The organism is Aureibaculum sp. 2308TA14-22 (genome assembly GCF_040538665.1).
GTDB lineage: Bacteria > Bacteroidota > Bacteroidia > Flavobacteriales > Flavobacteriaceae > Aureibaculum.
This window is the reverse complement of the sequence record NZ_JBEWXT010000001.1, coordinates 113,659-137,182: the sequence shown is the minus strand read 5'-3', so window position 1 is coordinate 137,182 and position 23,524 is coordinate 113,659. Positions and strand designations below refer to the sequence as shown.

29 protein-coding genes are annotated in these 23,524 nt (G+C 33.0%); 18 read left to right on the top strand and 11 right to left on the bottom strand.

The window, feature by feature from the left end; translation table 11 throughout:
• The first annotated feature begins 296 nt into the window (after positions 1 to 296).
• Both U5A88_RS00635 and U5A88_RS00630 read left to right on the top strand, forming a co-directional pair.
• Positions 297 to 890, top strand: coding sequence for a BfmA/BtgA family mobilization protein (locus tag U5A88_RS00635; protein WP_354203106.1), 594 nt, complete (start codon positions 297 to 299; stop codon positions 888 to 890).
• On the top strand, positions 859 to 1,416 hold the full coding sequence (locus U5A88_RS00630) for a hypothetical protein (RefSeq protein ID WP_354203105.1): 558 nt from the start codon (positions 859 to 861) through the stop codon (positions 1,414 to 1,416). The genes U5A88_RS00635 and U5A88_RS00630 overlap by 32 nt, the downstream gene beginning before the upstream one ends.
• Before the next feature lie 21 nt (positions 1,417 to 1,437).
• Here U5A88_RS00630 and U5A88_RS00625 read toward each other — a convergent pair whose 3' ends face one another.
• The 3 genes from U5A88_RS00625 to U5A88_RS00615 all read right to left on the bottom strand — a co-directional run bounded on the left by U5A88_RS00625 (position 1,438) and on the right by U5A88_RS00615 (position 5,065).
• Complete coding sequence (locus tag U5A88_RS00625; RefSeq protein WP_354203104.1) at positions 1,438 to 2,649, bottom strand: site-specific integrase; 1,212 nt, start codon at positions 2,647 to 2,649, stop codon at positions 1,438 to 1,440.
• A 447-nt stretch (positions 2,650 to 3,096) separates the two neighbouring features.
• Positions 3,097 to 3,606, bottom strand: a complete 510-nt coding sequence (locus U5A88_RS00620; protein ID WP_354203103.1) for a hypothetical protein — start codon at positions 3,604 to 3,606, stop codon at positions 3,097 to 3,099.
• A 223-nt stretch (positions 3,607 to 3,829) separates the two neighbouring features.
• Complete coding sequence (locus U5A88_RS00615; protein ID WP_354203102.1) at positions 3,830 to 5,065, bottom strand: 3-phosphoshikimate 1-carboxyvinyltransferase; 1,236 nt, start codon at positions 5,063 to 5,065, stop codon at positions 3,830 to 3,832.
• A gap of 61 nt (positions 5,066 to 5,126) precedes the next feature.
• On the opposite strand from U5A88_RS00615, the gene U5A88_RS00610 reads away from it, so the two are divergent.
• Entirely contained in the window at positions 5,127 to 8,255 is a 3,129-nt protein-coding gene (locus tag U5A88_RS00610) for a WD40/YVTN/BNR-like repeat-containing protein (RefSeq protein ID WP_354203101.1), read from the top strand.
• Positions 8,256 to 8,377: 122 nt separating this feature from the next.
• On the opposite strand, the gene U5A88_RS00605 is transcribed toward U5A88_RS00610, so the two are convergent.
• The 5 genes from U5A88_RS00605 to U5A88_RS00585 form a co-directional block, all read right to left on the bottom strand.
• The gene (locus U5A88_RS00605) at positions 8,378 to 8,626 is read right to left on the bottom strand and encodes a hypothetical protein (RefSeq protein WP_354203100.1); all 249 of its coding nucleotides are present in this window, start codon (positions 8,624 to 8,626) and stop codon (positions 8,378 to 8,380) included.
• The gene (locus U5A88_RS00600; RefSeq protein ID WP_354203099.1) at positions 8,626 to 8,952 is read right to left on the bottom strand and encodes a nucleotide pyrophosphohydrolase; all 327 of its coding nucleotides are present in this window, start codon (positions 8,950 to 8,952) and stop codon (positions 8,626 to 8,628) included. The genes U5A88_RS00605 and U5A88_RS00600 overlap by 1 nt, the downstream gene beginning before the upstream one ends.
• 24 nt (positions 8,953 to 8,976) lie before the next feature.
• Positions 8,977 to 9,606, bottom strand: coding sequence for a leucyl/phenylalanyl-tRNA--protein transferase (aat, locus tag U5A88_RS00595; protein WP_354203098.1), 630 nt, complete (start codon positions 9,604 to 9,606; stop codon positions 8,977 to 8,979).
• A gap of 74 nt (positions 9,607 to 9,680) precedes the next feature.
• The gene (locus U5A88_RS00590) at positions 9,681 to 10,055 is read right to left on the bottom strand and encodes a DUF3127 domain-containing protein (RefSeq protein WP_354203097.1); all 375 of its coding nucleotides are present in this window, start codon (positions 10,053 to 10,055) and stop codon (positions 9,681 to 9,683) included.
• Positions 10,056 to 10,065: 10 nt separating this feature from the next.
• On the bottom strand, positions 10,066 to 10,926 hold the full coding sequence (locus tag U5A88_RS00585; protein ID WP_354208101.1) for a flavin reductase family protein: 861 nt from the start codon (positions 10,924 to 10,926) through the stop codon (positions 10,066 to 10,068).
• Between the two features lie 96 nt (positions 10,927 to 11,022).
• On the opposite strand from U5A88_RS00585, the gene U5A88_RS00580 reads away from it, so the two are divergent.
• Positions 11,023 to 12,216: a sensor histidine kinase gene (locus tag U5A88_RS00580; protein WP_354203096.1), complete on the top strand. Its 1,194-nt coding sequence runs from the start codon at positions 11,023 to 11,025 to the stop codon at positions 12,214 to 12,216.
• 4 nt (positions 12,217 to 12,220) lie between these two features.
• Here U5A88_RS00580 and U5A88_RS00575 read toward each other — a convergent pair whose 3' ends face one another.
• Both U5A88_RS00575 and greA read right to left on the bottom strand, forming a co-directional pair.
• Positions 12,221 to 12,610 carry an HIT family protein gene (locus tag U5A88_RS00575; protein ID WP_354203095.1) on the bottom strand — a complete coding sequence of 130 codons (390 nt, stop codon included), beginning with the start codon at positions 12,608 to 12,610 and terminating at the stop codon, positions 12,221 to 12,223.
• A 1-nt stretch (position 12,611) separates the two neighbouring features.
• Complete coding sequence (gene greA / locus U5A88_RS00570; RefSeq protein ID WP_354203094.1) at positions 12,612 to 13,088, bottom strand: transcription elongation factor GreA; 477 nt, start codon at positions 13,086 to 13,088, stop codon at positions 12,612 to 12,614.
• Between the two features lie 135 nt (positions 13,089 to 13,223).
• Here greA and U5A88_RS00565 point away from each other — a divergent pair, with 135 nt between their 5' ends.
• From U5A88_RS00565 to U5A88_RS00515, 11 genes are all read left to right on the top strand, one after another.
• Entirely contained in the window at positions 13,224 to 13,643 is a 420-nt protein-coding gene (locus U5A88_RS00565) for a hypothetical protein (RefSeq protein ID WP_354203093.1), read from the top strand.
• Positions 13,644 to 14,810 carry a 5-(carboxyamino)imidazole ribonucleotide synthase gene (locus tag U5A88_RS00560; RefSeq protein WP_354203092.1) on the top strand — a complete coding sequence of 389 codons (1,167 nt, stop codon included), beginning with the start codon at positions 13,644 to 13,646 and terminating at the stop codon, positions 14,808 to 14,810.
• A 13-nt stretch (positions 14,811 to 14,823) separates the two neighbouring features.
• Positions 14,824 to 15,621 carry a DUF2797 domain-containing protein gene (locus tag U5A88_RS00555; RefSeq protein ID WP_354203091.1) on the top strand — a complete coding sequence of 266 codons (798 nt, stop codon included), beginning with the start codon at positions 14,824 to 14,826 and terminating at the stop codon, positions 15,619 to 15,621.
• A gap of 19 nt (positions 15,622 to 15,640) precedes the next feature.
• A complete protein-coding gene (locus U5A88_RS00550) occupies positions 15,641 to 16,465 on the top strand; it encodes a helix-turn-helix domain-containing protein (protein WP_354203090.1) in 825 nt (274 codons plus the stop codon).
• Positions 16,466 to 16,571: 106 nt separating this feature from the next.
• Positions 16,572 to 17,114, top strand: a complete 543-nt coding sequence (locus U5A88_RS00545; protein ID WP_354203089.1) for a carboxymuconolactone decarboxylase family protein — start codon at positions 16,572 to 16,574, stop codon at positions 17,112 to 17,114.
• A gap of 22 nt (positions 17,115 to 17,136) precedes the next feature.
• Positions 17,137 to 17,520 carry a DoxX family membrane protein gene (locus U5A88_RS00540; RefSeq protein WP_354203088.1) on the top strand — a complete coding sequence of 128 codons (384 nt, stop codon included), beginning with the start codon at positions 17,137 to 17,139 and terminating at the stop codon, positions 17,518 to 17,520.
• 483 nt (positions 17,521 to 18,003) lie between these two features.
• On the top strand, positions 18,004 to 18,636 hold the full coding sequence (locus tag U5A88_RS00535) for a hypothetical protein (protein WP_354203087.1): 633 nt from the start codon (positions 18,004 to 18,006) through the stop codon (positions 18,634 to 18,636).
• Positions 18,637 to 18,665: 29 nt separating this feature from the next.
• A complete protein-coding gene (locus tag U5A88_RS00530) occupies positions 18,666 to 19,331 on the top strand; it encodes a hypothetical protein (protein WP_354203086.1) in 666 nt (221 codons plus the stop codon).
• Positions 19,313 to 19,489, top strand: coding sequence for a hypothetical protein (locus tag U5A88_RS00525; protein ID WP_354203085.1), 177 nt, complete (start codon positions 19,313 to 19,315; stop codon positions 19,487 to 19,489). Before U5A88_RS00530 ends, U5A88_RS00525 begins: the two co-directional genes overlap by 19 nt.
• 25 nt (positions 19,490 to 19,514) lie before the next feature.
• Positions 19,515 to 20,297, top strand: a complete 783-nt coding sequence (locus tag U5A88_RS00520) for a sensor histidine kinase (RefSeq protein WP_354203084.1) — start codon at positions 19,515 to 19,517, stop codon at positions 20,295 to 20,297.
• Complete coding sequence (locus U5A88_RS00515; RefSeq protein WP_354203083.1) at positions 20,290 to 20,925, top strand: response regulator transcription factor; 636 nt, start codon at positions 20,290 to 20,292, stop codon at positions 20,923 to 20,925. The genes U5A88_RS00520 and U5A88_RS00515 overlap by 8 nt, the downstream gene beginning before the upstream one ends.
• Here U5A88_RS00515 and U5A88_RS00510 read toward each other — a convergent pair.
• A complete protein-coding gene (locus U5A88_RS00510; RefSeq protein ID WP_354203082.1) occupies positions 20,922 to 21,614 on the bottom strand; it encodes a queuosine precursor transporter in 693 nt (230 codons plus the stop codon). The genes U5A88_RS00515 and U5A88_RS00510 overlap by 4 nt on opposite strands.
• Positions 21,615 to 21,696: 82 nt before the next feature.
• Between U5A88_RS00510 and fabD the strand changes: the two genes are divergently transcribed.
• The 3 genes from fabD to U5A88_RS00495 are packed head-to-tail and all read left to right on the top strand — an operon-like array spanning position 21,697 to position 23,509.
• On the top strand, positions 21,697 to 22,590 hold the full coding sequence (fabD, locus tag U5A88_RS00505) for an ACP S-malonyltransferase (protein ID WP_354203081.1): 894 nt from the start codon (positions 21,697 to 21,699) through the stop codon (positions 22,588 to 22,590).
• Positions 22,590 to 23,342 (top strand): enoyl-CoA hydratase/isomerase family protein, encoded by a 753-nt coding sequence (locus U5A88_RS00500; RefSeq protein ID WP_354203080.1) that lies wholly within the window; start codon positions 22,590 to 22,592, stop codon positions 23,340 to 23,342. The genes fabD and U5A88_RS00500 overlap by 1 nt, the downstream gene beginning before the upstream one ends.
• Positions 23,339 to 23,509: a hypothetical protein gene (locus tag U5A88_RS00495; RefSeq protein WP_354203079.1), complete on the top strand. Its 171-nt coding sequence runs from the start codon at positions 23,339 to 23,341 to the stop codon at positions 23,507 to 23,509. The genes U5A88_RS00500 and U5A88_RS00495 overlap by 4 nt, the downstream gene beginning before the upstream one ends.
• Positions 23,510 to 23,524 lie beyond the last annotated feature (15 nt).

Genomic DNA, 23,524 nt, shown 5'->3' with positions numbered 1-23,524 from the left:
AAGTAAATACACATTTTGATTTTGATTGTGAGAATATACCTTTTGGATGATATTTATACAGTCATTATGATGCTAGTCAAACATTGAATTGTAGAATTTAAATTTTTAAAATAAGCAACTGATGATAATCAGTTGTTCGAATATTTTGTCACGCTTTAGCGTGACGAAATGGAGAAGCAAGAGGGTAACACGCAATGGCGGTGTTACAGTTTCATTTTGCTACGCAAAAGCCTATGAAATGGGCATTTTTTTAATTTTCATAATTTGGAAGAGCGAAAAAGTTTGGCTCAAACCACTTGAGAGTACCAGAAAACAGTAAAAAAGTTTGGCGTAAAATGATAGTAAAAGGCAAATATAATTATAAGTACAGCACAGTAAATTTTAAGGCTTCAGTTGCGAAAAGATTTCGATTATTTTCCAAGAAAATAGCAAAATCACATTCCAAAACGCTTACCGTTATTATGGATTTTTTTGAGTGGCATGGCTTTTTACCTTCAGACAGATTTGAGCGAAGTATCGTACAGGAAATTGTAAAAAATAGAAAACGGACCGAAGCTTCCATCGCCATTATCAAAAGCATAGAAAAAGAACAGACCAAACCTACCAATGCCATGTTGCTTTCCCTTTTTGAAGAAAAAGTAATGGAAGAAGAACCTATGTTGGTCGAGAAGAAATTTATGGATCCAATCTTAATTACCGAAGATGAAGAATTGACTTATTATCGGGATCAGTATTACAAAATGAAAAAAGAACACAATGGGTTTAAGTTTGAAGTTAGAAAAATTATAAATAAGATTACACTTGAAAAACGAACCTTGGGGAAAGACTATTTTAAACTAAATACTACCGAAAAAGATTTTGAAAAATTTAGAAATGAGAACAATATTTAACCTATTAATCTTGATTAAAACAGTACAAAAAATATTTATAACTAAGATGTCCAATATAAGGATAAGCTATGAACGAGCTATGGTCAACACTGTACCAAAATCGGGACAACCTCTGTTCCGATACTTAACCAAAATTTGGACCAGCTATGGACCAGCACTGGTATCTAAAGATAAACATTATAAAACAGGAATAAACAATACAAACAGGGCTAAACTTGAAAAAAGAAAAAAACAAGCCATATTTTTGAAGGTTTTTATAAAATTTTTCAAAAAATGGAAAATGTCAAATCGATACAAATTTTATGGAATCAAAGTTTTCAAAACAGAAAAAGCTGTTGACCAAAATTTGGACAAGCTTAAGACAGCTTCGAGTTCGAAAATGGCAACTACTTTTTTGGAGATTATATTTTTTAAGAATTACTTGCTCTTGTTTTTAATAGCATTGTACCCTGATGATTTTTCTTTGAATTGTTCTTGCAGTTTTAGCATGTCAACACTAACTTTTCGTTCAACGACTCTAGCGTAAATTTGTGTAGAAACCACTCTATTAGAAATTTATAACACTATCTAACGCTTCGTCTGTATCATTATGGATAAAATTTGCCTGATATGATATTGTCGTAGTAAGTGAAGAATGGCGATATAGTTTCTGTAACATTTGAATTGGAATTTTATCCTTTGATATATTTCCGAAACTATGCCTTGCAATATGCATTGTGATTTTTTTATCAATACCCGCTTTATTGGCCACCTGTATTAGATGTTTATTATATTTTTTAGTTGCTGTTTTTGTCTTTGCATAAATATCCTTTGCATCTTTTAAATTTGCCTTTTTCATTTCAGGAAAAATAAAATCATCTTCGCTTTTCTTATCTTCAAAATAATACTCCAAAATAGGTTCCACTTTGTCTGAAATTTTAAGTGAAAGTAGTTTTGAGTTTTTATTCATTCTATAATGAAATCTTCCATCATAAATATCACTCCATCTAATTTTTATGACATCTGCGACTCGTATTCCAGCAAAATAAAAACTAAAAAGCCATACATTTCTTGCATATATTTCATTCTTCGATAAATCAATTACCAATTCCAATTTCATAATTTCTTCTTTGGTTAATCCAATTTTCTCAGTTTCTGGAAATTTAATACGAATCTTATCAGCTCCAAATGGATATAGCCTCCTATCTACTATTTGCATTTTTATTGCTCTATTAAAAAGGGTTCTTATAACGACCAAATTGTTCACAACAGATCTCTCTGATAAAGATTTATTTCTTAAATAAGATGAAAATTGTCTCAAAAAAGTTTCATTAATTTCTTGAAAACTAAGATGTTTAGATTGATTATAACTTAAGACATGTTTTATTCGAGATTTATCAGAGGATAACCTGGATAATTTCTTATCATTTTCCAATTCATTCAAATAATCTTCAGCAACTCCAAAAAAACTTGAATTTTTTTTAGAAAAAGTTAGTTTCTTTTTTATTTGGCTTGCAGAAATATCGTTGCTTTCGGTTTGAAGTTGAAGCAAACTTTTATTAATTTCAACAAGTTTAGAAAGTAAAAGATTATTTAACCTAATTGAGTTTGGATGCGATTTCCTGACTATTTTATTTTTTTCATCCCAATATTTTAAACTAATATAATGACCAAGATACATGTAATTAGATTTTCTATTCTTAGTAATTCTAATAGCCAAAGGGTATTTACCCTGTTTGTTTGGTTTTCTCCTTAACGTTATTTTTGCATTTGAAGTCATGGATTTTATTTTTGAACTATAAAGATAAGAAAATTTGGTACAACATAGGTACAACAAATGTTGATTTTAATTGAAATCAATTGAAATCAAAAAATATTAAACTACTGTTAATCAGTTGATAATGAGTTTACTTATGTTTTTTTGGTTGCAGAAAGACTGGACTTAAAATCCAGTGGACAGTAATGTCCGTATGGGTTCAAGTCCCATCTCGAGTACTGATGAATAAAAAACCAAAGCTTTCGCTTTGGTTTTTTTGTTTGGAACTTTTGGCTTCAAATAAATTTGACCAAAAGTGAGGAACTAAAAAAGAAATCATGAAATGATTGGTATTTTTAATTCTCAATAGGTTTGAATAAGGACTCGCCTTTAGGCAATTCCCATCTCGAGTACAAGCAAAAAAAGCAGCACAATTGTGCTGCTTTTTTTTGCTTAATTAAGTACTATATTTTACTTTCCTATCCGTTTATAAACATTCTTTACAAAAGGGCACCAAGTTTTACCTTTATCTTTGGTATATCCAACTACTAATTCGTTTTCAGTACCAGAAAGGGCTTTGTAAATTAATTTAAATGATAACTCTTCTCCAATTTTACTTTTGGCTTTTGTGTCAGAATCAAGATTAGTAAAGATTAATGTTTCGTTTTCAATTTTGCCTTTATAAACATCTATACTGCCCAAAGGAATATCTAAAGAGAGGAGACGGAACGTGTCATCTAAGACGTCACAGCCAATAGTGTTGCTTAAATGGACAATACAATTTTCTTTATTTAGTTTTACTTTTTCGGTAATAAAAGTATCTTTAATTATGCAATCAGAATTCCCTGTACCCGACTTTACCCAACCTTTAGAAAGTGTATAACTAAAAACTTCAATGTCATAACTACCCACTAAAAAGCTAATATTGCTAAAACGATTAGAAATTTCGTCGTCAGTAAAAGTCGGCATATACGATAGCATAGTTGATGGGTTTTAGTTTTTTATAGAGACTCTCCTATTTATAAAAGACGATGAGAAAACTAATGTGTTACAAACTTTAACATTTAACATTACATTTTCTCTACCTGTTCATTTTACGTTAAAATAGTCCATGAGCATTTTTAAGCGAAAGAAAACTATTAAAGTAGTTGGCGGGGTAATTCTGATAAGAATTTACTAAGAAAAAAAGAGTATTAACAGTTCTTTAACCTTTTAAGCAAGAATCCAAATCCTCCCAAAAGTTAACATAGGACTTCGTAACCACATCGGCATCTTGTATGGTAAAAGCCACTTTTAATGCTAATGGGGCAAATGCCATTGCCATTCGGTGGTCGTTATAGGTTTTTACAGTAACATTTTTAGTAAACCCTTTGGTTGAAATTTTTAAATGTAAACTTTTATCAGTAATTTCAACTTCAGCACCAAACTTTTGTAGTTCGTTTTGCAAAGCAACTAATCTGTCGGTTTCTTTTATTTTTAGCGTGTGCAACCCTGTTAAATCACAAGCCATACCTAATCCAAAACAAGTAACTGCTATGGTTTGGGCAATGTCGGGAGCATTTCTTAAATCGAATTTCAAAGATTGAGACTCTTCACTATCGCTCTGAATGACATTCGTTTTAATAAGTCGAATGGAGTTATTATTAAATTCGGTTACTACTCCAAAATTTTCGTAAATACTCGCTAAGCAGCTATCGCCTTGCAAACTTTTTTTGTTGTATGATGATAAAGTAATGCTTTTACCTACCTCACTCAAAGCAACTAAACTATAAAAATAAGAAGCCGAGCTCCAATCGGATTCAACGGTTATAATTTTATCTTTTATGGATTCTTGAGGTTGAATTTTGATGCTGTTTTCTTCCCAAATGGTAACAATTCCTAATTGATTTAGCAAATCCAAGGTCATTTCCAGATAGGGTCTAGAAGTAATCTCTTCTAATAATTCTATTTCCAATCCGTTTTCCAATGTTGGGGCAATCAATACCAAGGCAGAAATATATTGACTGCTCACATTTCCTTTTATGGAAACTTTCTGCTTTGTAATTTTCTTCCCTTTTATTTTTAATGGTGGATAACCTTCCTTATCCATATACTCAATATCCGCACCCAGCATCCGTAACGCATTTACTAATATTTTTATGGGACGATTTTGCATTCGTTCAGAGCCAGTAAGTACTACTTCCCTGCCCTCTTTTACAGAAAAATAGGCAGTCAAAAAACGCATTGCAGTACCCGCATGGCCAATATCGACTAACTCTTTTGTTGATTGTAAAGCATGTGTCAAATGCACAGAATCATCAGAATCTGATACATTTTTTAAGGTTAGATTGGGATAAAATTGCTGTAAAATCAACAAACGGTTTGATTCACTTTTAGATCCAGAAATCTTAACTTTTGAAGTAACTATTTGTTTATCAGTATAATCTAAAAATAAATCCATACAACAAGTATCTATATTAACTTTTATTCTTAATTTTAACTTCTATCAACAAACCAAAACCATGAAAAAAATACTCTTCCTAGCGGTTTGCATATTATTTGCAACTGCCGACAAAGTTAACGCACAAAAAAGACAAAAAAAACAAAAAACGCAACAACCTCAATTTGCAGAAAAATATTACGACGCTATGCAATGGCGAAATATCGGCCCATTCCGTGGTGGTAGAAGTGCCGCGGTAACTGGTGTTCCTGGCAAAGCCAACCTTTATTATTTTGGTGCTACGGGCGGTGGCGTTTGGCGTACTACCGATGCCGGTAACACTTGGGAAAATATTTCCGATGGATTTTTTGGTGGATCAGTAGGTGCCGTAGCGGTTTCTGAATGGGACAACAACGTAATTTATGTAGGTATGGGCGAAAAAACCGTTCGCGGTAATGTATCTTCTGGTGATGGCATTTGGAAAAGTGTGGATGCAGGAAAAACATGGGAACATATTGGACTTAAAAACTCTAGACATATTTCTAGAGTAAGAATTCACCCTAAAAATCCTGATATAGTGTATGCTGCTGTTATGGGCGATTTATACAAATCTACCAACGAACGCGGTGTTTACAAATCTACAAATGGTGGTAAAACTTGGAAAAAAACACTATTTGCAAATGCCGATGCTGGAGCAGTCGATTTAATCCTAGACCCTAATAATCCGCGTATTTTATATACCAGTACTTGGAACATTAGACGTACACCTTACAGTTTATCTAGTGGCGGTGAAGGTTCTGGTTTGTATAAAAGTACAGATGAAGGCGAAACATGGACAAATATCAGTACCAACGAAGGTTTACCTAAAGGCATTTGGGGCATAAGTGGCGTTACGGTTTCGCCCGTAAATTCCGATATAGTTTGGGCGTTGATAGAAAACAAAGATGGTGGGGTTTATAAATCTACAGATGCTGGAAAAACATGGAAACTCATTAATAAAGAAAGAAAGTTGCGTCAGCGTGCTTGGTACTACACACGACTATACGCCGATACACAAGATGAAAATGGATTGTATGTCTTAAATGTACGTTATCATCAATCTAAAGATGGTGGAAAAACCTATAAAACTTTTGCAGCTCCACATGGGGATCATCATGATTTATGGATAGACCCAAATGATAATCAGCGTATGATTATTGGTGATGATGGCGGTGCCCAAATTAGTTTTGATGCTGGTGAAAATTGGTCAACTTATCATAACCAGCCTACTTCTCAATTTTACAGGGTAACCACCGATAATCATTTTCCGTACCGAATTTACGGAGCTCAACAAGATAATTCTACCGTACGAATTTCTCACAGAACTGACGGTAGATACATCACAGAAAGTGATTGGGAAAGTACAGCAGGAGGAGAAAGTGCACATATTGCTGTTGACCCAAACAATAACGATATTGTTTATGGTGGTAGTTATGGTGCTTTTTTAACACGTGTCAACCATAGAACCAATGAAAGACGGGCTATAAACGTTTGGCCAGATGACCCCATGGGGCATGGTGCAGAAGACATGAAGTATCGCTTTCAATGGAATTTTCCGATACTGTTTTCGCCCAATAATCCCAAAAAATTATATGCGGCATCCAATCATTTGCACTATACCCTGAACGAGGGCCAAACATGGGAAGTAATGAGTCCCGACCTTACAAGAAATGACCCTAAAACTTTAGGCCCTTCAGGTGGCCCTATTACCAAAGATAATACAGGCGTTGAATATTATGCAACCATTTTTGCCGTGGCGGAATCTCCAACTGAAAAAGGATTGATATGGACGGGTTCTGATGACGGATTAGTGCATATAACTAGAGACGATGGTAAAACATGGACAAACGTTACTCCTAAAAATATGCCAGAATGGATGATGATTAACAGTATTGAAATAGATCCGTTCAATAAAGGCGGTGCTTACATTGTAGGTACTAAATATAAAACTGGGGACTACAAGCCCTACATCTATAAAACCACTAATTTCGGTGCTACTTGGAGAAAAATTACTAACGGAATAGCCTATGAGGATTTTACTAGAGCCTTACGTGCTGACCCCAAACGAAAAGGGTTATTGTATGCAGGAACCGAACGCGGTATGTATATCAGCTTTGATGACGGAAACAACTGGACTAACTTTCAGCTGAACTTACCAATTGTACCCATAACCGATTTAACCATCAAAAACAATAATTTAATCGCCGCAACACAAGGTCGTTCTTTTTGGATTATTGATGATTTAACACCTTTACACCAATTAGAAAATAGCCTAACTACAAAAGATTTCTTTTTGTACAAACCTATGGACAGTTATAAAATGGGCGGCGGTAGAGGAGCCAAGTCGAAAACCAATGGACAGAACCATTATGGTGGTGTCGCTGTTAATTTCTTTATGAAAGATACTGCCAAAACGGATACCATTTCACTTTCCTTTTTGGATAACAACAAAAAACTGATTAAAAAATACAGTACACATCCCGATAAGGATAAAAAAGAAGAAACGTTGAAAATTAAACCTGGAAATAATATCTTTAATTGGAATATGATGTACGCGGGTGCTGAAAAAGTGGATGGTATGATATTATGGTGGGCTTCGTTAAGTGGACCGCAAGCTATACCTGGCAATTACTCTGTGGTGTTGACAAAAAACAAGCAAAGCGATACCAAAGACTTTTCCATTTTAAAGGATCCAAGAAGTGAATCTACCCAAGAAGACTTGCAAGCTCAGTTCGATTTTATAATAGAGGTAAGAGATAAACTGACTGAAATTCACAAAGCCTTAAAAAATGTGAAGAAAGTAAAAAATCAAATCGGGGTTTTGAAAAAATCAATTACGGACAAAGAAAAACATAAGGGCCTCTTGGATTTTGCCAGTAAAATAGCAAAAGAAGTTACTGTAATTGAAAACAATCTGTACCAGACCAAAAGCAAGAGCAATCAAGATCCATTGAATTTTCCAATTAAATTGAACAATAAATTAGCTCATGTAAACTCCTTAACCTCAATGGGAGATTACCGACCAACGGATGCAGAAGTTCAGTTTAAAAAAGAGATTACCATTGCGATTGACAAAGAATTAGCAGCATTATACAAAATCTTTAAAAATGATGTTTCTGAACTCAACAATAAGGTAAAAGAGAGTGGAATTGATTTGATAAAGCTTGATTAAGGAGGAGTTGCTCACCCTAGCCCTACCGAAGGGAGTGAGCAATCACGCTAAATAAGATTGCGGCAGAATATTTTCTTTACCCTCAACAAGTTCCTCCCCTTAGGGGAGGTTAGGAGGGGCTTCTATTTCACATTTCTATTCGTTACCCAAAGACCATATAAAATACTGACCATGATTTTGGTGGCAAAGAACAATTTCCATTTGCCATGATAAAAATTATCTTCCATTATTTTGGCCCAATCCGCTCCGATTATTGCCGAAAAACTATTGAGCAGCAATGAAATAATTACCAAAAACACAAAAAACGGAATAATAATCATCAATGCCCGTTTCCAAAAAAAGGCGGTTTTAATTTTTTCTAAAAATGTCATTATTTTAATTTTTTATTGTTGTGATGACGGTCGTGGTCGCGTTTGGTTTTAATATCCATTTTTTTATCAAAAGCTGCTTGTAAATCAATGCCTGTTTGGTTTGCCAAGCACAAAACCACAAACATAACATCTGCCAATTCTTCGCCCAGATCTTTATTTTTATCTGATTCTTTTTCACTTTGTTCTCCATAGCGTCTAGCAATAATTCGTGCTACTTCACCTACTTCTTCTGTAAGTTGAGCCATGTTGGTAAGCTCATTAAAATAACGAACACCGTGTTCTTTTATCCAATTATCTACTTCTTGTTGTGCGTTTTGTATGTTCATAACAATTTAATGAAATTAGTCACATCAAAGATACTTCAAAAATTCGGCTCTTGGAATTTCTTTTGCTCCTAAACTAGCCAAGTGTTCATTATAAACTTGACAATCTATTAGTTTATAATCTTCGTTGTGCAGTTTTTCTACCAATTTTATAAACGCAACTTTAGATGCATTAGAAACAATACTAAACATACTTTCGCCACAAAAGATAGTCCCTAAATCAACACCATAAAGTCCACCAACTAATTTGTTGTCTAACCAAACCTCAACCGATTTTGCATATCCTAATTCATATAATTTAATATAAGCCCGTTCCATTTCGTCAGTTATCCAGGTTCCGCCCTGCCCTTCTCGGTAAATAGTTTTGCAAGCCCTGATTACTTCCTTGAAATTCTGATTGAACGTAACTTTAAACTTATCTTTTTTCAGAACTTGTTGCATACTCTTAGAAACTTTCAACTCGTTTGGAAACAATACCATTCTTTTGCCCGGACTATGCCAAACAATAGGTTCACCTTGGCTATACCAAGGAAAAATTCCGCTTTTATAGGCTAGTAATAGTCTATCTGTAGACAAATCACCACCAAAAGCTATAATGCCTTCTGGCGAGGCATTTTCAACTGGTGGAAACCATAATTTATCTGATAAAAGAACCATTTTTAACTAAAAAGCCTTTTAGTCAAATACTAAAAGGCTTAAATTATTTTATACATTTTTATTTGACAAATCTCTTAGAACGGCAAATCATCTGGTTCTTCACTAGAAACATTATCTGCTGGTTGAAAAGCATCAACAGCTTCAACTGGAGGAACTGCATTTGGAGCTTCAGATTGTAATTTTTCTATTCTCCACCCTACAATAGAATTAAAATATTTGGCTTCTCCCTCTGGGTTAATCCACTCTCTTCCTCTTAAATTGATATTAACTTTAACTTGGTCACCTTCATTATAAGCATCTAACAAACTTGTCTTATCTTGAACAAACTCTATTAGTATCATCTGCGGATATTGCTCATCAGTAGTAACTACCATTTCACGTTTTCTGAATCCACTAGCTCCAAATGTTTTAGTTTCGTCAATTTTTTTAATTTTTCCTGTAACTTCCATTTTATTGTAATTATTTAATTAAAAGTACTTTCCAAGCACTTAATACATCATTTTTTTCTAAAAACTCTTGTGCAAACTTATGTTTTTCTTCTGTTTTTAGCCCTATAAAATTAGGGTTAACCTTAGCAAAGTTATCAACATCTTGTTGATTAGGTATAGATTCCACATTGCCCAACATCCCTAAATTATTCCCAGTAAGGATATTACTTTTTTTAATTTGATCAGGAATTTGATCTACACCAATTCCCAATTTCTGTAAAGGTTTGGGTATTTCAAAAAAGCCATCTTTGGCTCTTGAATAATAACTACCCCCAGCCCTAGCAATCAAATCCAGTTTTTCCTGATTAATAACCCCATCATCACCTAAAATGCTCTCATCAATATGCATTTTTAAAACTTCACAAATAATCAAGTTACCCGCTCCGCCTTCCTTGCCCAATTCCACAATTTCATTTACTTTACACTCAAACTGTATGGGCGATTCTGCCACTCTAAATGGTTTAATAGCTTCAGAGGGCAACATGGTAAATCCAGCTTTTTCAAACTCATTTACTCCTTTTGCATATTCTGTACTTGACAATGACATTTGCTGAGCAATGGCATAATTAACAACATTAATAACTACCTCTTTTACTTCTTTTACGTTCTCAAAAGTGTGTTTTGTAGTATTGTCCCTACCCCGTCTGGCTGGTGAAAAAATGAGTATTGGTGGATTAGCACTAAACACATTAAAAAAACTAAAAGGAGACAAATTTGGATTACCATTAGCATCAATTGTACTTGCAAAAGCAATGGGTCTTGGTGCAACTGCACTTAACAAATAGGAATGTAATTTGGCAGTCGGAATATTTTCTACATCAATAGTTATCATCATAATGTTAATAAAAAAACAAAAATACTCAATTAACAAACATAATAACGGATATTTTTTTTAGTTATATCGACAGATAATTTTATCTTTGTTACAATGAATCTCCCCTTTAGCAAGAATATCATTAGATGGATATTGATATCGGCAGCCTTTATATTGGTTGCTCTTATTTTATGGAATACCAATACATTCTTCAAAAATTTTAAACAAGAAGAACGTACCAAAATGGAAATTTTGGCTGCTGCTTATAAAAATGCTTCGGGCATATCCAATTTAAATGCCGATTTTTCTTTAGAAGAAAAAATTATCCTAAGTAATAATAATATCCCTATGATTTACACAACTGAGGATAATGTTATAAAAAGATGGGCTAATTTGGATGTTGAAGATAAAACCACTTCATATAACGATCTGCCTGATAAGGACAGGATGTACCTTGCCAACCAATTGGCAGAAATGCGAAAAGAAAACAATCAATTGACAGTTACTTACGAATCTCTTGAAGGACCTGTTACCGATTTTATCTATTATAGAAATTCAGACCTTTTATACAAGTTAAGATACTACCCGTTGGCACTATTATTTATTTTATGCCTTTTTACCATTGTAATTTATCTGGTATTTAGATCAACAAAAGTAGCTGAACAAAACAAGCTTTGGGCAGGGATGGCTAAAGAAACTGCTCATCAGATTGGCACACCATTGTCTTCATTACTGGGATGGGTAGAAATACTTAGAATGGACAATACCGATGAAAATACGGTAATGGAAATTGAAAAGGATATTGAACGCCTCAATACCATTGCCAACCGATTCTCTAAAATAGGTTCTATTCCTAAATTGACTAGACACAATATTGTGTTAGAAACCAAAAAATCTTTTGATTATTACTCTTCCAGAAGTTCTAAGCTTATTGATTATCATTTTGATACAGATGAAGATGAGAAAATTTACGCTATGATCAATCAGCAATTATTCTCATGGGTAATTGAGAATTTAGTGAAAAATGCCATTGATGCCATGGAAGGAAAAGGAACGTTACGAATTAAGGTGTTTTCTAAGGATGGCAAATTTGTTCAAGTGCAAGTGACGGATACCGGTAAAGGTATTCCTAAAAATTTATACCGCAAAATATTTGAACCTGGCTTCACTACCAAAAGACGGGGTTGGGGGTTAGGTTTATCACTAACCAAAAGAATTATGGAAGATTACCACGATGGTAAAATTCTTGTTGAAAAATCTGAGATTGGTGTGGGTACTACAATGAGTGTGTTATTAAAAGAACTGTAAAACCCTAGTCTAAATTCTCAGCTATTTTAGCTGCCACTTCTTCAAACTCTTCTTTACTTAAGTTTACTTTTTGCCTAAAAGTAGCATCTTTCATATCATTTAACGGAATTAAATGCACGTGCACATGAGGCACTTCCAAACCAATAACAGACATACCGATACGTTCACATGGAATTGCTTTTTCCATAGCAATGGCAATTTTTCTTGAAAATTGCATAAGCCCACTGTAAGTGTCTTCGTCTAAGTCAAAAATTTTATTTACCTCTTTTTTTGGTATAACCAACGTATGCCCTTTAGCATTCGGATTGATGTCTAAAAATGCAAAAAAATCATCGTTTTCCGCTACTTTATAGCACGGTATTTCTCCGTTAATTATTTTCGTAAATATTGACATACTAAGATCTAGTTATCTCTAAAATTTCAAATTTCATGACACCATTTGGAGCATTTACTTCAGCAATTTCTCCTACTTTTTTACCTAATAATCCTTTTCCTATCGGAGAATCAACGGAAATTTTAGCCGCTTTAAAATCAGCCTCTGAATTGGCAACCAATGTATAACTGACTACCATATTATTAGCAACGTTTTTTATTTTAACAGTTGATAATGCCAAAACTTTAGACGTATCTAATTGCGACTCATCAATTAATCGTGCAGATGCAACCACATTTTTTAATTGAGCAATTTTATATTCTAACAAAGATTGCTCTTCTTTTGCAGCATGGTATTCCGCATTTTCGCTCAAATCACCTTTATCTCTAGCTTCTGAAATAGCATTAGTAACCCTAGGCCTTTCAACATGCTCTAATTGTTCTAGTTCTTCCTTTAATTTTTTTAATCCTTCTGCTGTGTAATAAGAAACTTTACTCATAACTTAATCATTTTTAATAAAATACAAAAATCCCAGCTCTATATAACGGAGTTGAGATTCGCCTACAAAGATACGAAATATTTATTATTTCAACATTGTATGCCTTATATTTGTAATCCTTAAAAAATATATTAAATGAAAAATATAGTTGTAGCTTTTTTACTATTGTTTACATTTATAAATTGTTCCGATTCAGATAACGACAATCCTATCTTGCCAAATGTAGCAGTGAATCAGACTGTGTATTTAAACAACCCGTCCAATAATAATCTTTTGTTTGTAAATGGTTATGTAGAAATTCCTGGAGGCATTAAAGGTATAGTCGTGTATCACGGTGCTAGCGATATTTTTTATGCTTTTGATTTGGCTTGCCCTAATTTGCCACCAAGTGAATGTGGTAAGATGACCGTTGACGGACTTAATATGACATGCCCTTGTGACGATTCTAAATATGCATTGGCGTTGGGAGGTGCTCCACAGAGTGGAACAAAATATGGAGCTAAAGAGTATAAGGTTGTAAATAATGGTCAAACTTTATTAATTACAAATTTCTAAATGAATAATTATTTTTCTTCAGATTTTAAGTTAGGTATTCTTGGTGGTGGTCAATTAGGTAAAATGCTTTTGACAGAAACTCAAAAATTTGATATTTACACCTGTGTTTTAGATGCTGCTAAAGATGCACCTTGTGCAAATATTTGTGATGAATTTCATGTCGGTAGCCTACTCGATTTTGATACTGTTTATAATTTTGGCAAACAAGTAAATACATTAACTATTGAAATTGAAAATGTTAATGTTGATGCCTTAGAAAAATTAGAGGATGAAGGTATAAATGTCTATCCTAGTTCTAAAACAATTAGAACGATACAGAACAAATCAAAACAGAAATTGTTTTACGTTGACCATAACATTCCAACCGCTGAATTTTCCCGTTATGCTTACGCTGACGAAATTAAAACAGCTCTAAAACATGAAACCATTGATTTTCCGTTTGTTTGGAAAAGTGCTCAATTTGGTTATGATGGTACAGGAGTTAAAATTGTTAGAACCTATACCGATTTGGACACCTTACCTAATGTGGAATGTATCACGGAAAAATTAATTCCTTTCAAAAATGAATTGGCGGTAATTGTTGCTCGAAATCCTAATGGTGACTTAAAAACATATCCCGTTGTTGAAATGGAATTCCACCCTGAAGCCAATCAAGTTGAATATGTAATTTGTCCAGCAAGAATCCCTAAGCAAATAGCAAAAAATGCAGAATTTATTGCTTTGAAAGTAGCACAAGCATTCAAGCACGTTGGATTGCTTGCGGTAGAACTGTTTTTGACTGAAGATGACGAAATACTGGTCAACGAAGTAGCTCCAAGACCTCATAATAGTGGGCATTACAGTATTGAAGCTTCTTTTACTAATCAATTTGAACAACACATCAGAGCCATTTTAAATTTACCTTTGGGTGATACTTCTAGTAAAGTTGGTGGTGTTATGGTAAATTTGGTAGGTGATGAAGATTACATGGGAAATGTGGTTTATGAAAACATGGAAACGATTTTAAAAATGGATGGTGTTACACCTCATATTTATGGTAAAAAAATAACAAAACCGTTCAGAAAAATGGGTCATGTAACTATTGTCCATCAAGATTTAGACGAAGCGAGAAAGGTTGCGGAAAAAGTAAAGAAAACAATAAAAGTTATAAGTACTCAGAAATCCTAAAAGGTTAAATTTTATGAAATATAGCGGCGTTTTGCAAAAAATGATGACCGAATTGGCCTCGCCAGTTCAGTATTACCTGCAATTAGAAAATGATTTTATAAATGTAAATCAGCTTTTAGGCAAAACCTTAGAAATTACTTTTGTAAAATATGAATGTTTAAACTGTCATTTAGACAAACCTATTTATCGTCAAGGTTTTTGTAAAAATTGCTTTTATGACATCCCACAAGCGGCAGATTGGATAATGAGACCAGAATTAAGTACAGCACACCTAGGTAAAGAAGATCGTGATTTAGAATATGAAAAAAAAGTGCAATTACAACCACATATAGTGTATTTAGCAAATTCTAGCAATGTAAAAGTTGGTGTTACACGTAAGGCTCAAGTCCCAACCCGATGGATTGACCAAGGAGCACATGAAGCTATAGAAATAGTTGAAGTTCCCAATAGGTATTTGGCTGGAATTACTGAAATAGCACTTAAAGAACATATCTCCGACAAAACAAATTGGCGTAAAATGCTAACAAACGATATTATTGATGTTGATTTACTTGCTGAAAAAGAAAAACTAGCCAAATTTATTCCTGATGAAGCAAAACCTTATTATTTAGAAAATCATATTAAGGAAACTAATATTGAATTTCCTGTACTGCAATATCCAACAAAAGTAAAAAGCCTTAGTCTAAGAAAAACTCCAAACTATTCAGGCGTTTTAAAAGGCATCAAGGGGCAATATGTAATTTTTGAAGATAATACCGTCTTTAATATAAGAGGTAGTGAAGGACACTACATACAGCTTAATTTAAGCTAGGGTTTAATTAGTAGCAGGAATGAAATTTTCTAACCAAAATGGAGCTTTTATTGAGCTTCATGAAATAACTTCTAACAACTGTCATATATTAAAGACTTCGAAAACTAGCGAACTCTCTCTGTTATGGTTTACCTCGGACAATAATCAGCTTATTATAGATGCTATACATTACACATTTAACAAAAATGACATTATTAGCCTTACCGAGTTTCATAAAATTGAAGTTATCAACTTAAAAACACTGCATCTTATAAGATGGAATAGATCTTTTTACTGCATTTTAGATCATGATAGTGAAGTTGGTTGCAAAGGAATATTATATTATGGAGCTTCAAACCTTCCAGTAATAAAACCAGATGGTGAAAATATTGAAATACTGCAAACCGTTTTAAAAATGTTGCAAATAGAATTTAATTCTAAGGATAATTTACAGTTAGAAATGCTACAAATGATGGTCAAACGAATACTTATTCTATGCACAAGAATATACAAGTTACAAAGCAATTATTTTCAAAAAGAAGAAAGTAATATAGATATCATTAGAGAATATAACTATTTAGTTGAGACACATTTTAAAGAAAATCATTCCGTTTCGGATTACGCAGACATGCTTAATAAATCTCCTAAAACGTTAACTAATCTTTTTAAAAAAGCAGGAAACAAAACTCCTTTATATTATATAAAGCATAGAATTATGTTAGAAGCAAGACGATTGCTAACCTATACTGATAAAACCATTTCTGAAATTGGTTATGAGTTAGGGTTTACTGATGTGCAGGTATTTAGCCGCTTTTTTAAAAATATTGAGCATATTTCACCTTCAGAATTTAGAAATTTGCCATAAAAAGGAATTATTGCCAACACACTAGGAATTCTAGATAACTATCTGGTGTTAACCTCGCCATACATTTGTACTGTTAAAATAATATAAATCTTTAAAACAGTATAAAATGGAAACAACAACAAATTTTACAGTACCAACAAGAGAAGAAGTATCTACTAATAATCAAGCAATTTTTGATTCGCTTAAAAGCAATTTAGGTTTTGTACCTAATCTATATGCTTATTATGCAAAAAACGAAACAGCATTACCTGATTATCTTGCTCTTCAAAATAGAAAATCTACATTAAAAGCAAAAGAGCGTGAAGTTATCAATTTAGTGGTAAGTCAATATAACGGTTGTCGTTATTGTCAATCTGCACACACCGCTTTAGGCAAAATGAATGGATTTAATGATGAGCAGATTATCGAATTAAGAAAAGGGACAGCTTCTTTTGATGAAAAATTGAATGCGTTGGCTGAGTTTACTTTGGCTGCAGTATCAAATAAAGGGAATGTCTCGGAGGAAATAAAAAGCAATTTCTTTAATGCAGGTTATACAGAAGCTAACATGATAGATGTTGTTATTATCATCGGAGATAAAATAATAAGTAACTACATACACAATTTAGCAGGATTTGAAATTGACTTTCCACTTGCAGAAGAACTATAATTAAATTTTAAATACAACTATTATGGATATAGGAAATATAGTAATTAGAATAGGAATTGCTCTTTTATTTATTTGGGGTGGATTAGAAAAATTCATCGAAGGTTTCCTTGGAGGCGTTGGTCTACAAAATATGGCTGATTTTCTAAAAGTTAGCGGACTCGCATTTTTAGGAGATACTGGAACTTATGCTTTGGGAGCCGTATTGGCGGCTTTAGAGTTATTAGCTGGAATTTTGGTTTTACTAAATAAACAACTATTATATGCTTATGCTTTTTTAGCATTTATAATGCTAATGGCTTTGGTTTTAGTACACATTCCTTCAGGTAATTGGATGAATATAATGATTCACATTATGCTATTAACCACATTGGCTGGTTTAGCTATAAATGAGAGAAAAACTGTTTAAAAATAGTATTCTATCATAAATGTAAAACTTGCATTCCCTTTTAATTTAAAGGATAATGCAAGTTTTTTATATTTAGTAATTTGATGCTTTGTTTAAAAAATAAAAAATCCTTAGACTGTAAATTACCCCTCTTGGTGCAAAATAATGCTAAACCTACTAAACTTAGCCTAATTTTGCTGATTGTTAACTCAAATAATGTCAAACAATGGGTTTTCATAGCAATTTTCCCATTCTAAATTTCCATAGCTACTATCTTCACAGCAACCATTTCCATAGCAATTAGAAAGATATATTACACGTCTAAGAATTTTTCTTTCAACTATTTTTCTGGTACAAATGTGGGGCATTAACTAAAGTGAAACAAGAGGTAAAACCCTTAATTTATCGGGGGATTTTCACCCGAATAAAAAAGGGGAAAAATCCCCTTTTAAAGCAATCATATTTATTTGTAATTTGCAGAAACATAATCTTAAAACACTAATTATGAACAATCTCAAATTTTTAAACTCCAAAATCAAGTATTCTTTTTTACTCTATTTGGCAGCAACTTCTTTATTAATTTCATGTCAGGATCAAAAACCTCGTCATGAAAATCAAAAACCTACCAAAGAAATGTTAGCTCACATTATTAAAACTGAAAAAGCTGTTGAAATCTATAAAAATTATGAAGAACAGCGTCTTAATATTCTTAAAGACACTCTCCAAGCAATATATAAAGATGAAAATTTTAATGACACGCGTAGGGTTTGGTTTGATCTTAAAACCTTAAAAAATTATATCGCTTATGTTGAAAAAAGATCTGCTGAAAATGATATCACCCCTGAAGGGCTTCAATTTTATTTTAGTGTCTATGGTGATGATGAGGGTAAACAAAAAAATCATCAAACCTTTTTTATAGCACCAACCACTGAAAATAAAGGAAAGCAATCTGGTTATACTTTAGAAACGATTGATGATAAAACACAACCTCTGTTTTTAAAAACAATTTTAAGCAGTGGCCGTTATACGCCTTCTCAAAACCAACAAATGGATAAAGCAGGATTCTTTTCTTTAACTACTTTAGATGGTGATGAGGGTTTATTGTATAACAAAAGTCAAGGAAGTCCACCTAATTGATAAAAATAACTGGTTAGTATTCTAATTATATGCTTAAATTTTATATGCATGCCGTATTAATTTCTGAAATAATAGCTGCCATTTTTGGGACTATCTATTATTTCAAATATAAAAATACGCCCTTTAAGTACTTCTTAATTGTACTTTGGCTTATTGTAATTACTGAGATAATAGGGGCGTTTTATATTGAGTGGAATATATATTATATGGATGAAAATGGCGTAAAATATAATTTAGGTTTATACAATTTATTATATATTATCGTTTACCCTATATTTTACTACATTTATTATAAAGCATTAGAAACCAAAAAGTATAGAAACGCTATCAAAATCTTTTTTTTAAGCTTTATTGTAATTTCAATAATCAATTGGATATTTATTCAGGATTTTCTTACGGAATATTCAAAATATCCTGACATTATAGGTTCTCTATTTTTAACCATCTGTGTTATTTTCTATTTTATTGAGCTGTTGCAGTCTGAAAAAGTAATTAGATTTCACCGATCTGTATCTTTTTGGTTAAGTGTAGGGTTATTAGTTTATTACACATCTATTATACCGTTTACGGTGGTTGTAAATAATTACGCATTGGCCGATAAAGCACTTCAAAAAATGTTTTTAATAAATCATATATTGGCAATTGCCATGTACTCAGTTTTTACTTTTGGATTTATATGGAGCAAGAAAGAATAGTCATATTGATAAGTACACTTGTGGTGTTAATAGCTGTAATAGCTATGGTATTGTTATTCAGCATTTTTCAGCACAAAAAAAATAAATTATTAGAAGATAATGACTCATTAAGAAATGTAATTAAAAATAAATTGTCCATTTACAAAGAAGAACCCTAACTTTATAGGATAAGAGAATGAATTTATGGATGGTAATTTAACAACACTAATATTGATAGCAAGCCTAACAGTGGTTCTGCTAGTAGTTGTTATCATTATTATTTTTAGTGTTTTTCAGAATAGAAAAATTAAGTTTTTATATGACCAAAAAGTAGCCAAACAGCAGTTTGATGAAGAAATAATAAAATCAAAATTAGAAACACAAGAACAAACGTTGCAAAATATTAGTTGGGAATTGCATGATAATGTTGGTCAATTGCTTTCTGTAGCTAGGATGCAACTGAATATTGTGCAGCCCAATTTAACTGAAGAACAAAAGACAATAGTGCAAGAAACCGGAGAAATAATTTCAAAAAGTTTACAAGAAATACGGTCGTTGTCGAAATTATTGAATCCAGAAGCTGTTAAAAACTTAGGCTTACATGAAGCCATACAATTGGAAATTGATCGCTTTAATAGGTTAAATTTTATAGAAGCTTCGTTTAAGGTAAATGGAAATGTTATTCCGATTGATCAAAAAGATGAAATTATTTTATTTAGGATTATCCAAGAATTTTTGTCAAATTCAGTAAAGCATTCTAAAACCAAAAAAATGGAAGTTGTTGCAACTTACAGCAGTAATTATTTGACAATAAAAGTACAAGACTATGGAGTCGGTTTTGATGAGGCTTCTATTAAAAAAGGGTCAGGACTATTAAACATGAAAAGCCGTGCTAAACTGATTAATACCAAATTTGATTTAAAATCTGAAAAAGATAAAGGAGTTTCACTATTATTAACTTATCCAATACTAAAAAAAGATGTCTAAACATACTGTTGCCATAATAGACGACCACCTCCTTTTTGCTCAATCTTTAAAAGGACTAATTAACAACTTTGAAGATTTTGAAGTAACACAGCATGCTTTAAATGGAAAGATTTTTATTGATAATCTTAAAGACAACGCTAAGTTACCCAAAATCGCTTTAATGGATTTAAACATGCCCATTATGGATGGTTTAGAGACTACTAAGTTTTTAAATGAAAACTATCCAAGCATTAAAGTATTGGCTTTATCTATGGATGATGATGAAAACTCCATTTTAAAAATGATTAAAAACGGAGCTAAAGGGTATTTGCTCAAAGATATTCATCCTGATATTTTAAAAGAAGCATTATACAGTTTAATTAAAGAAGGTTATTACCACTCAAAAAAAGTATCCGATACTTTAGTACATTCTCTTCATCCAAGTAACAAAAAAGAAGTAAAGCTTTTGGATAGGGAACTGGAATTTTTAAAATTGGCCAGTACAGAAATGACCTATAAGGAAATTGCCGATGTTATGCATTTAAGCCCAAAAACCATTGATGGCTACCGAGAGCAACTTTTTAAAAAGCTGGAAGTAAAAAACAGAATTGGTTTGGTTATTTATGCTCTTAAAAATGGTTTGGCTTAAGCATCTAAATCAATTTCTTCGCCAACCTCTAAGTTGAATAATTGTCTAAAATAATGTACGGCTATATATAAAATTGGGGTGTCCAAAAATGCCACCATTACTTTAAACAGAAAGCCGTTTAACAATAATTTTCCAAACAAATCCCATTCAATAACACCAAAAGAGCACAATAAAAACAATACAGAAAAAGTGTCCAAAAATTGTGAGGTTACTGTTGAGAAATTATTCCGTAACCATAAGTGCCTTCCTTTGGTTAGTTTTTTCCAATAATGGTAAATTCGAATATCCACAAATTGAGCCAGTAAATATGCAATCATTGAAGAAAACACAGCCAATATTGACAGTCCAAAAACGTTGCTGAAAACAGTATCATCTACGGGAGACCAAGCAGTAGCTGGTACAACATCGGCTACGTAAATAATCAATAAAGAAAAAAATGAGGCAAAAATACCCGCAATAACTACCTGATTTGCCTTTTTCTTTCCATAAATTTCAGAAATCAAATCGGTTACTAAAAAGGTTATCGGATAAGGTAATATGCCAACGGAAATTTCAAAAGTATAAACTCCAAAAAAGTCCCACGAAAAAAACTTTTGAAAAATTAAGTTTGAAACGACTAGAGAGGTAATGAATAGGGCGGCCAACACCATATAGATTTTATATGCCAATAGTTTCTTTGAGGGTTTCATTACAACCAAAAGTATAAAATATTTATGAACCTCATTAGATTCAAATTTTCTATTTTTGTAGAACAACTTTTAAAACCAACTTATGCACGCATATATTTTTCCTGGTCAGGGAGCTCAATTTTCAGGAATGGGTTTAGACATTTATGAAAAATCGAACATTGCCCAAGAACTCTTTGAACAAGCCAATGACATTTTAGGCTTTTCCATAACCGATATAATGTTTGAGGGAACTGCCGAACAACTCAAAGAAACGAAGGTAACCCAACCTGCAATTTTTTTGCACTCGGCTGCGTTAGCAAAAACCTTGGGAGATAAATTCAACCCTCAGATGGTAGCTGGGCATTCACTAGGTGAATTTTCTGCCTTAGTGGCCAACGGAGCCTTATCTTTTGAAGACGGTTTAAAACTCGTATCGCAACGTGCATTGGCAATGCAAAAAGCATGCGAATTACAACCTTCAACTATGGCTGCCGTATTAGGTTTAGACGATGAAATTGTTGAAAATATTTGTGCCAAAACTGACGGTGTTGTAGTTGCTGCCAATTATAATTGCCCTGGACAGTTGGTTATCTCTGGAGAAATAGATGCCATAAATTTAGCTTGTGAGGCCTTGACCGAGGCTGGAGCAAGAAGAGCTTTGGTACTGCCCGTAGGCGGAGCTTTTCATTCGCCATTAATGGAACCAGCCCGTGAGGAATTGGCCGCCGCAATAGAGAATACAACATTTAGCGAACCTAACTGTCCTATTTATCAAAACGTAACCGCTTCGGCAGTAAACAACGCTGACGATATTAAGAAAAATTTAATCGCTCAGTTGACCGCTCCAGTACGATGGACACAATCCATTCAGAAAATGATTGCAGATGGTGCGACTGAATTTACCGAAGTCGGACCTGGAAAAGTTTTGCAAGGGTTAATGCGTAAAATTGATAGATCGGTTACCGCCAATGGTGCAACACTTGAAGAAGAAAACTAATGGAAGGTACTGTACTTACAAGCATTAGGAAAAATACTGCAACCCTTACTTTTGGGCATCCGGCAAGTAATTCGTTTCCTACTGCATTATTAAATAGATTAATAGAAAATATTAATCGCTTGAGCGATGATGACACCATTCAAGTTATTGTTTTGCAAAGTGAAGGCGAAAAAGCCTTTTGTGCAGGAGCTTCTTTTGATGAATTGGTAGCCATAACCAATTTAGAAGAGGGGAAAGAGTTCTTTTCTGGGTTTGCCAATTTGATAAACGCCATGCGGAAGTGTTCCAAACTTATTATAGGCAGGGTTCAAGGAAAAGCCGTTGGCGGTGGTGTTGGCATTATTGCGGCAACCGATTATTGCTTTGCCACAGAAAAAGCCGATATTAAATTATCAGAACTCACTATTGGTATTGGTCCTTTTGTAATTGAACCTGCCATTACGCGTAAGTCGGGAATTGCAGCATTTAGTAAACTATCATTAGATGCTACCGAATGGCATTCTGCCTATTGGGCTAAAGAGAATAATTTATATGCTAGAGTTTTTGCATCTACTGGAGATATGGACGAATATGTAGAAAGTCTCTCCAAAAAACTAGCTGATTATAATCCAGATGCGTTAAAAGGAATGAAAAAAGTACTTTGGGAAGGTACAGAAAATTGGAACACTTTATTAATTGAAAGAGCAGAAATTAGTGGAAAATTAGTGTTATCTGATTTTACTAAAAAAGCACTTAAAAAATTCAAGAAATGAGATTTCTGATTTTTTTACAAGAAGTTGACATTGAACAAAAAATTAAAGACGCACCCGATAGCCAATATGAAATTGGTGTTTTAATCGGTACGTTTTTACCTTTTGTCGTATTAGTGGCAATTGCGTATTATATGTATTATAGGGCGAAGAAAAAGAAGGAGTTTTAAGCCTATAAAAAATTA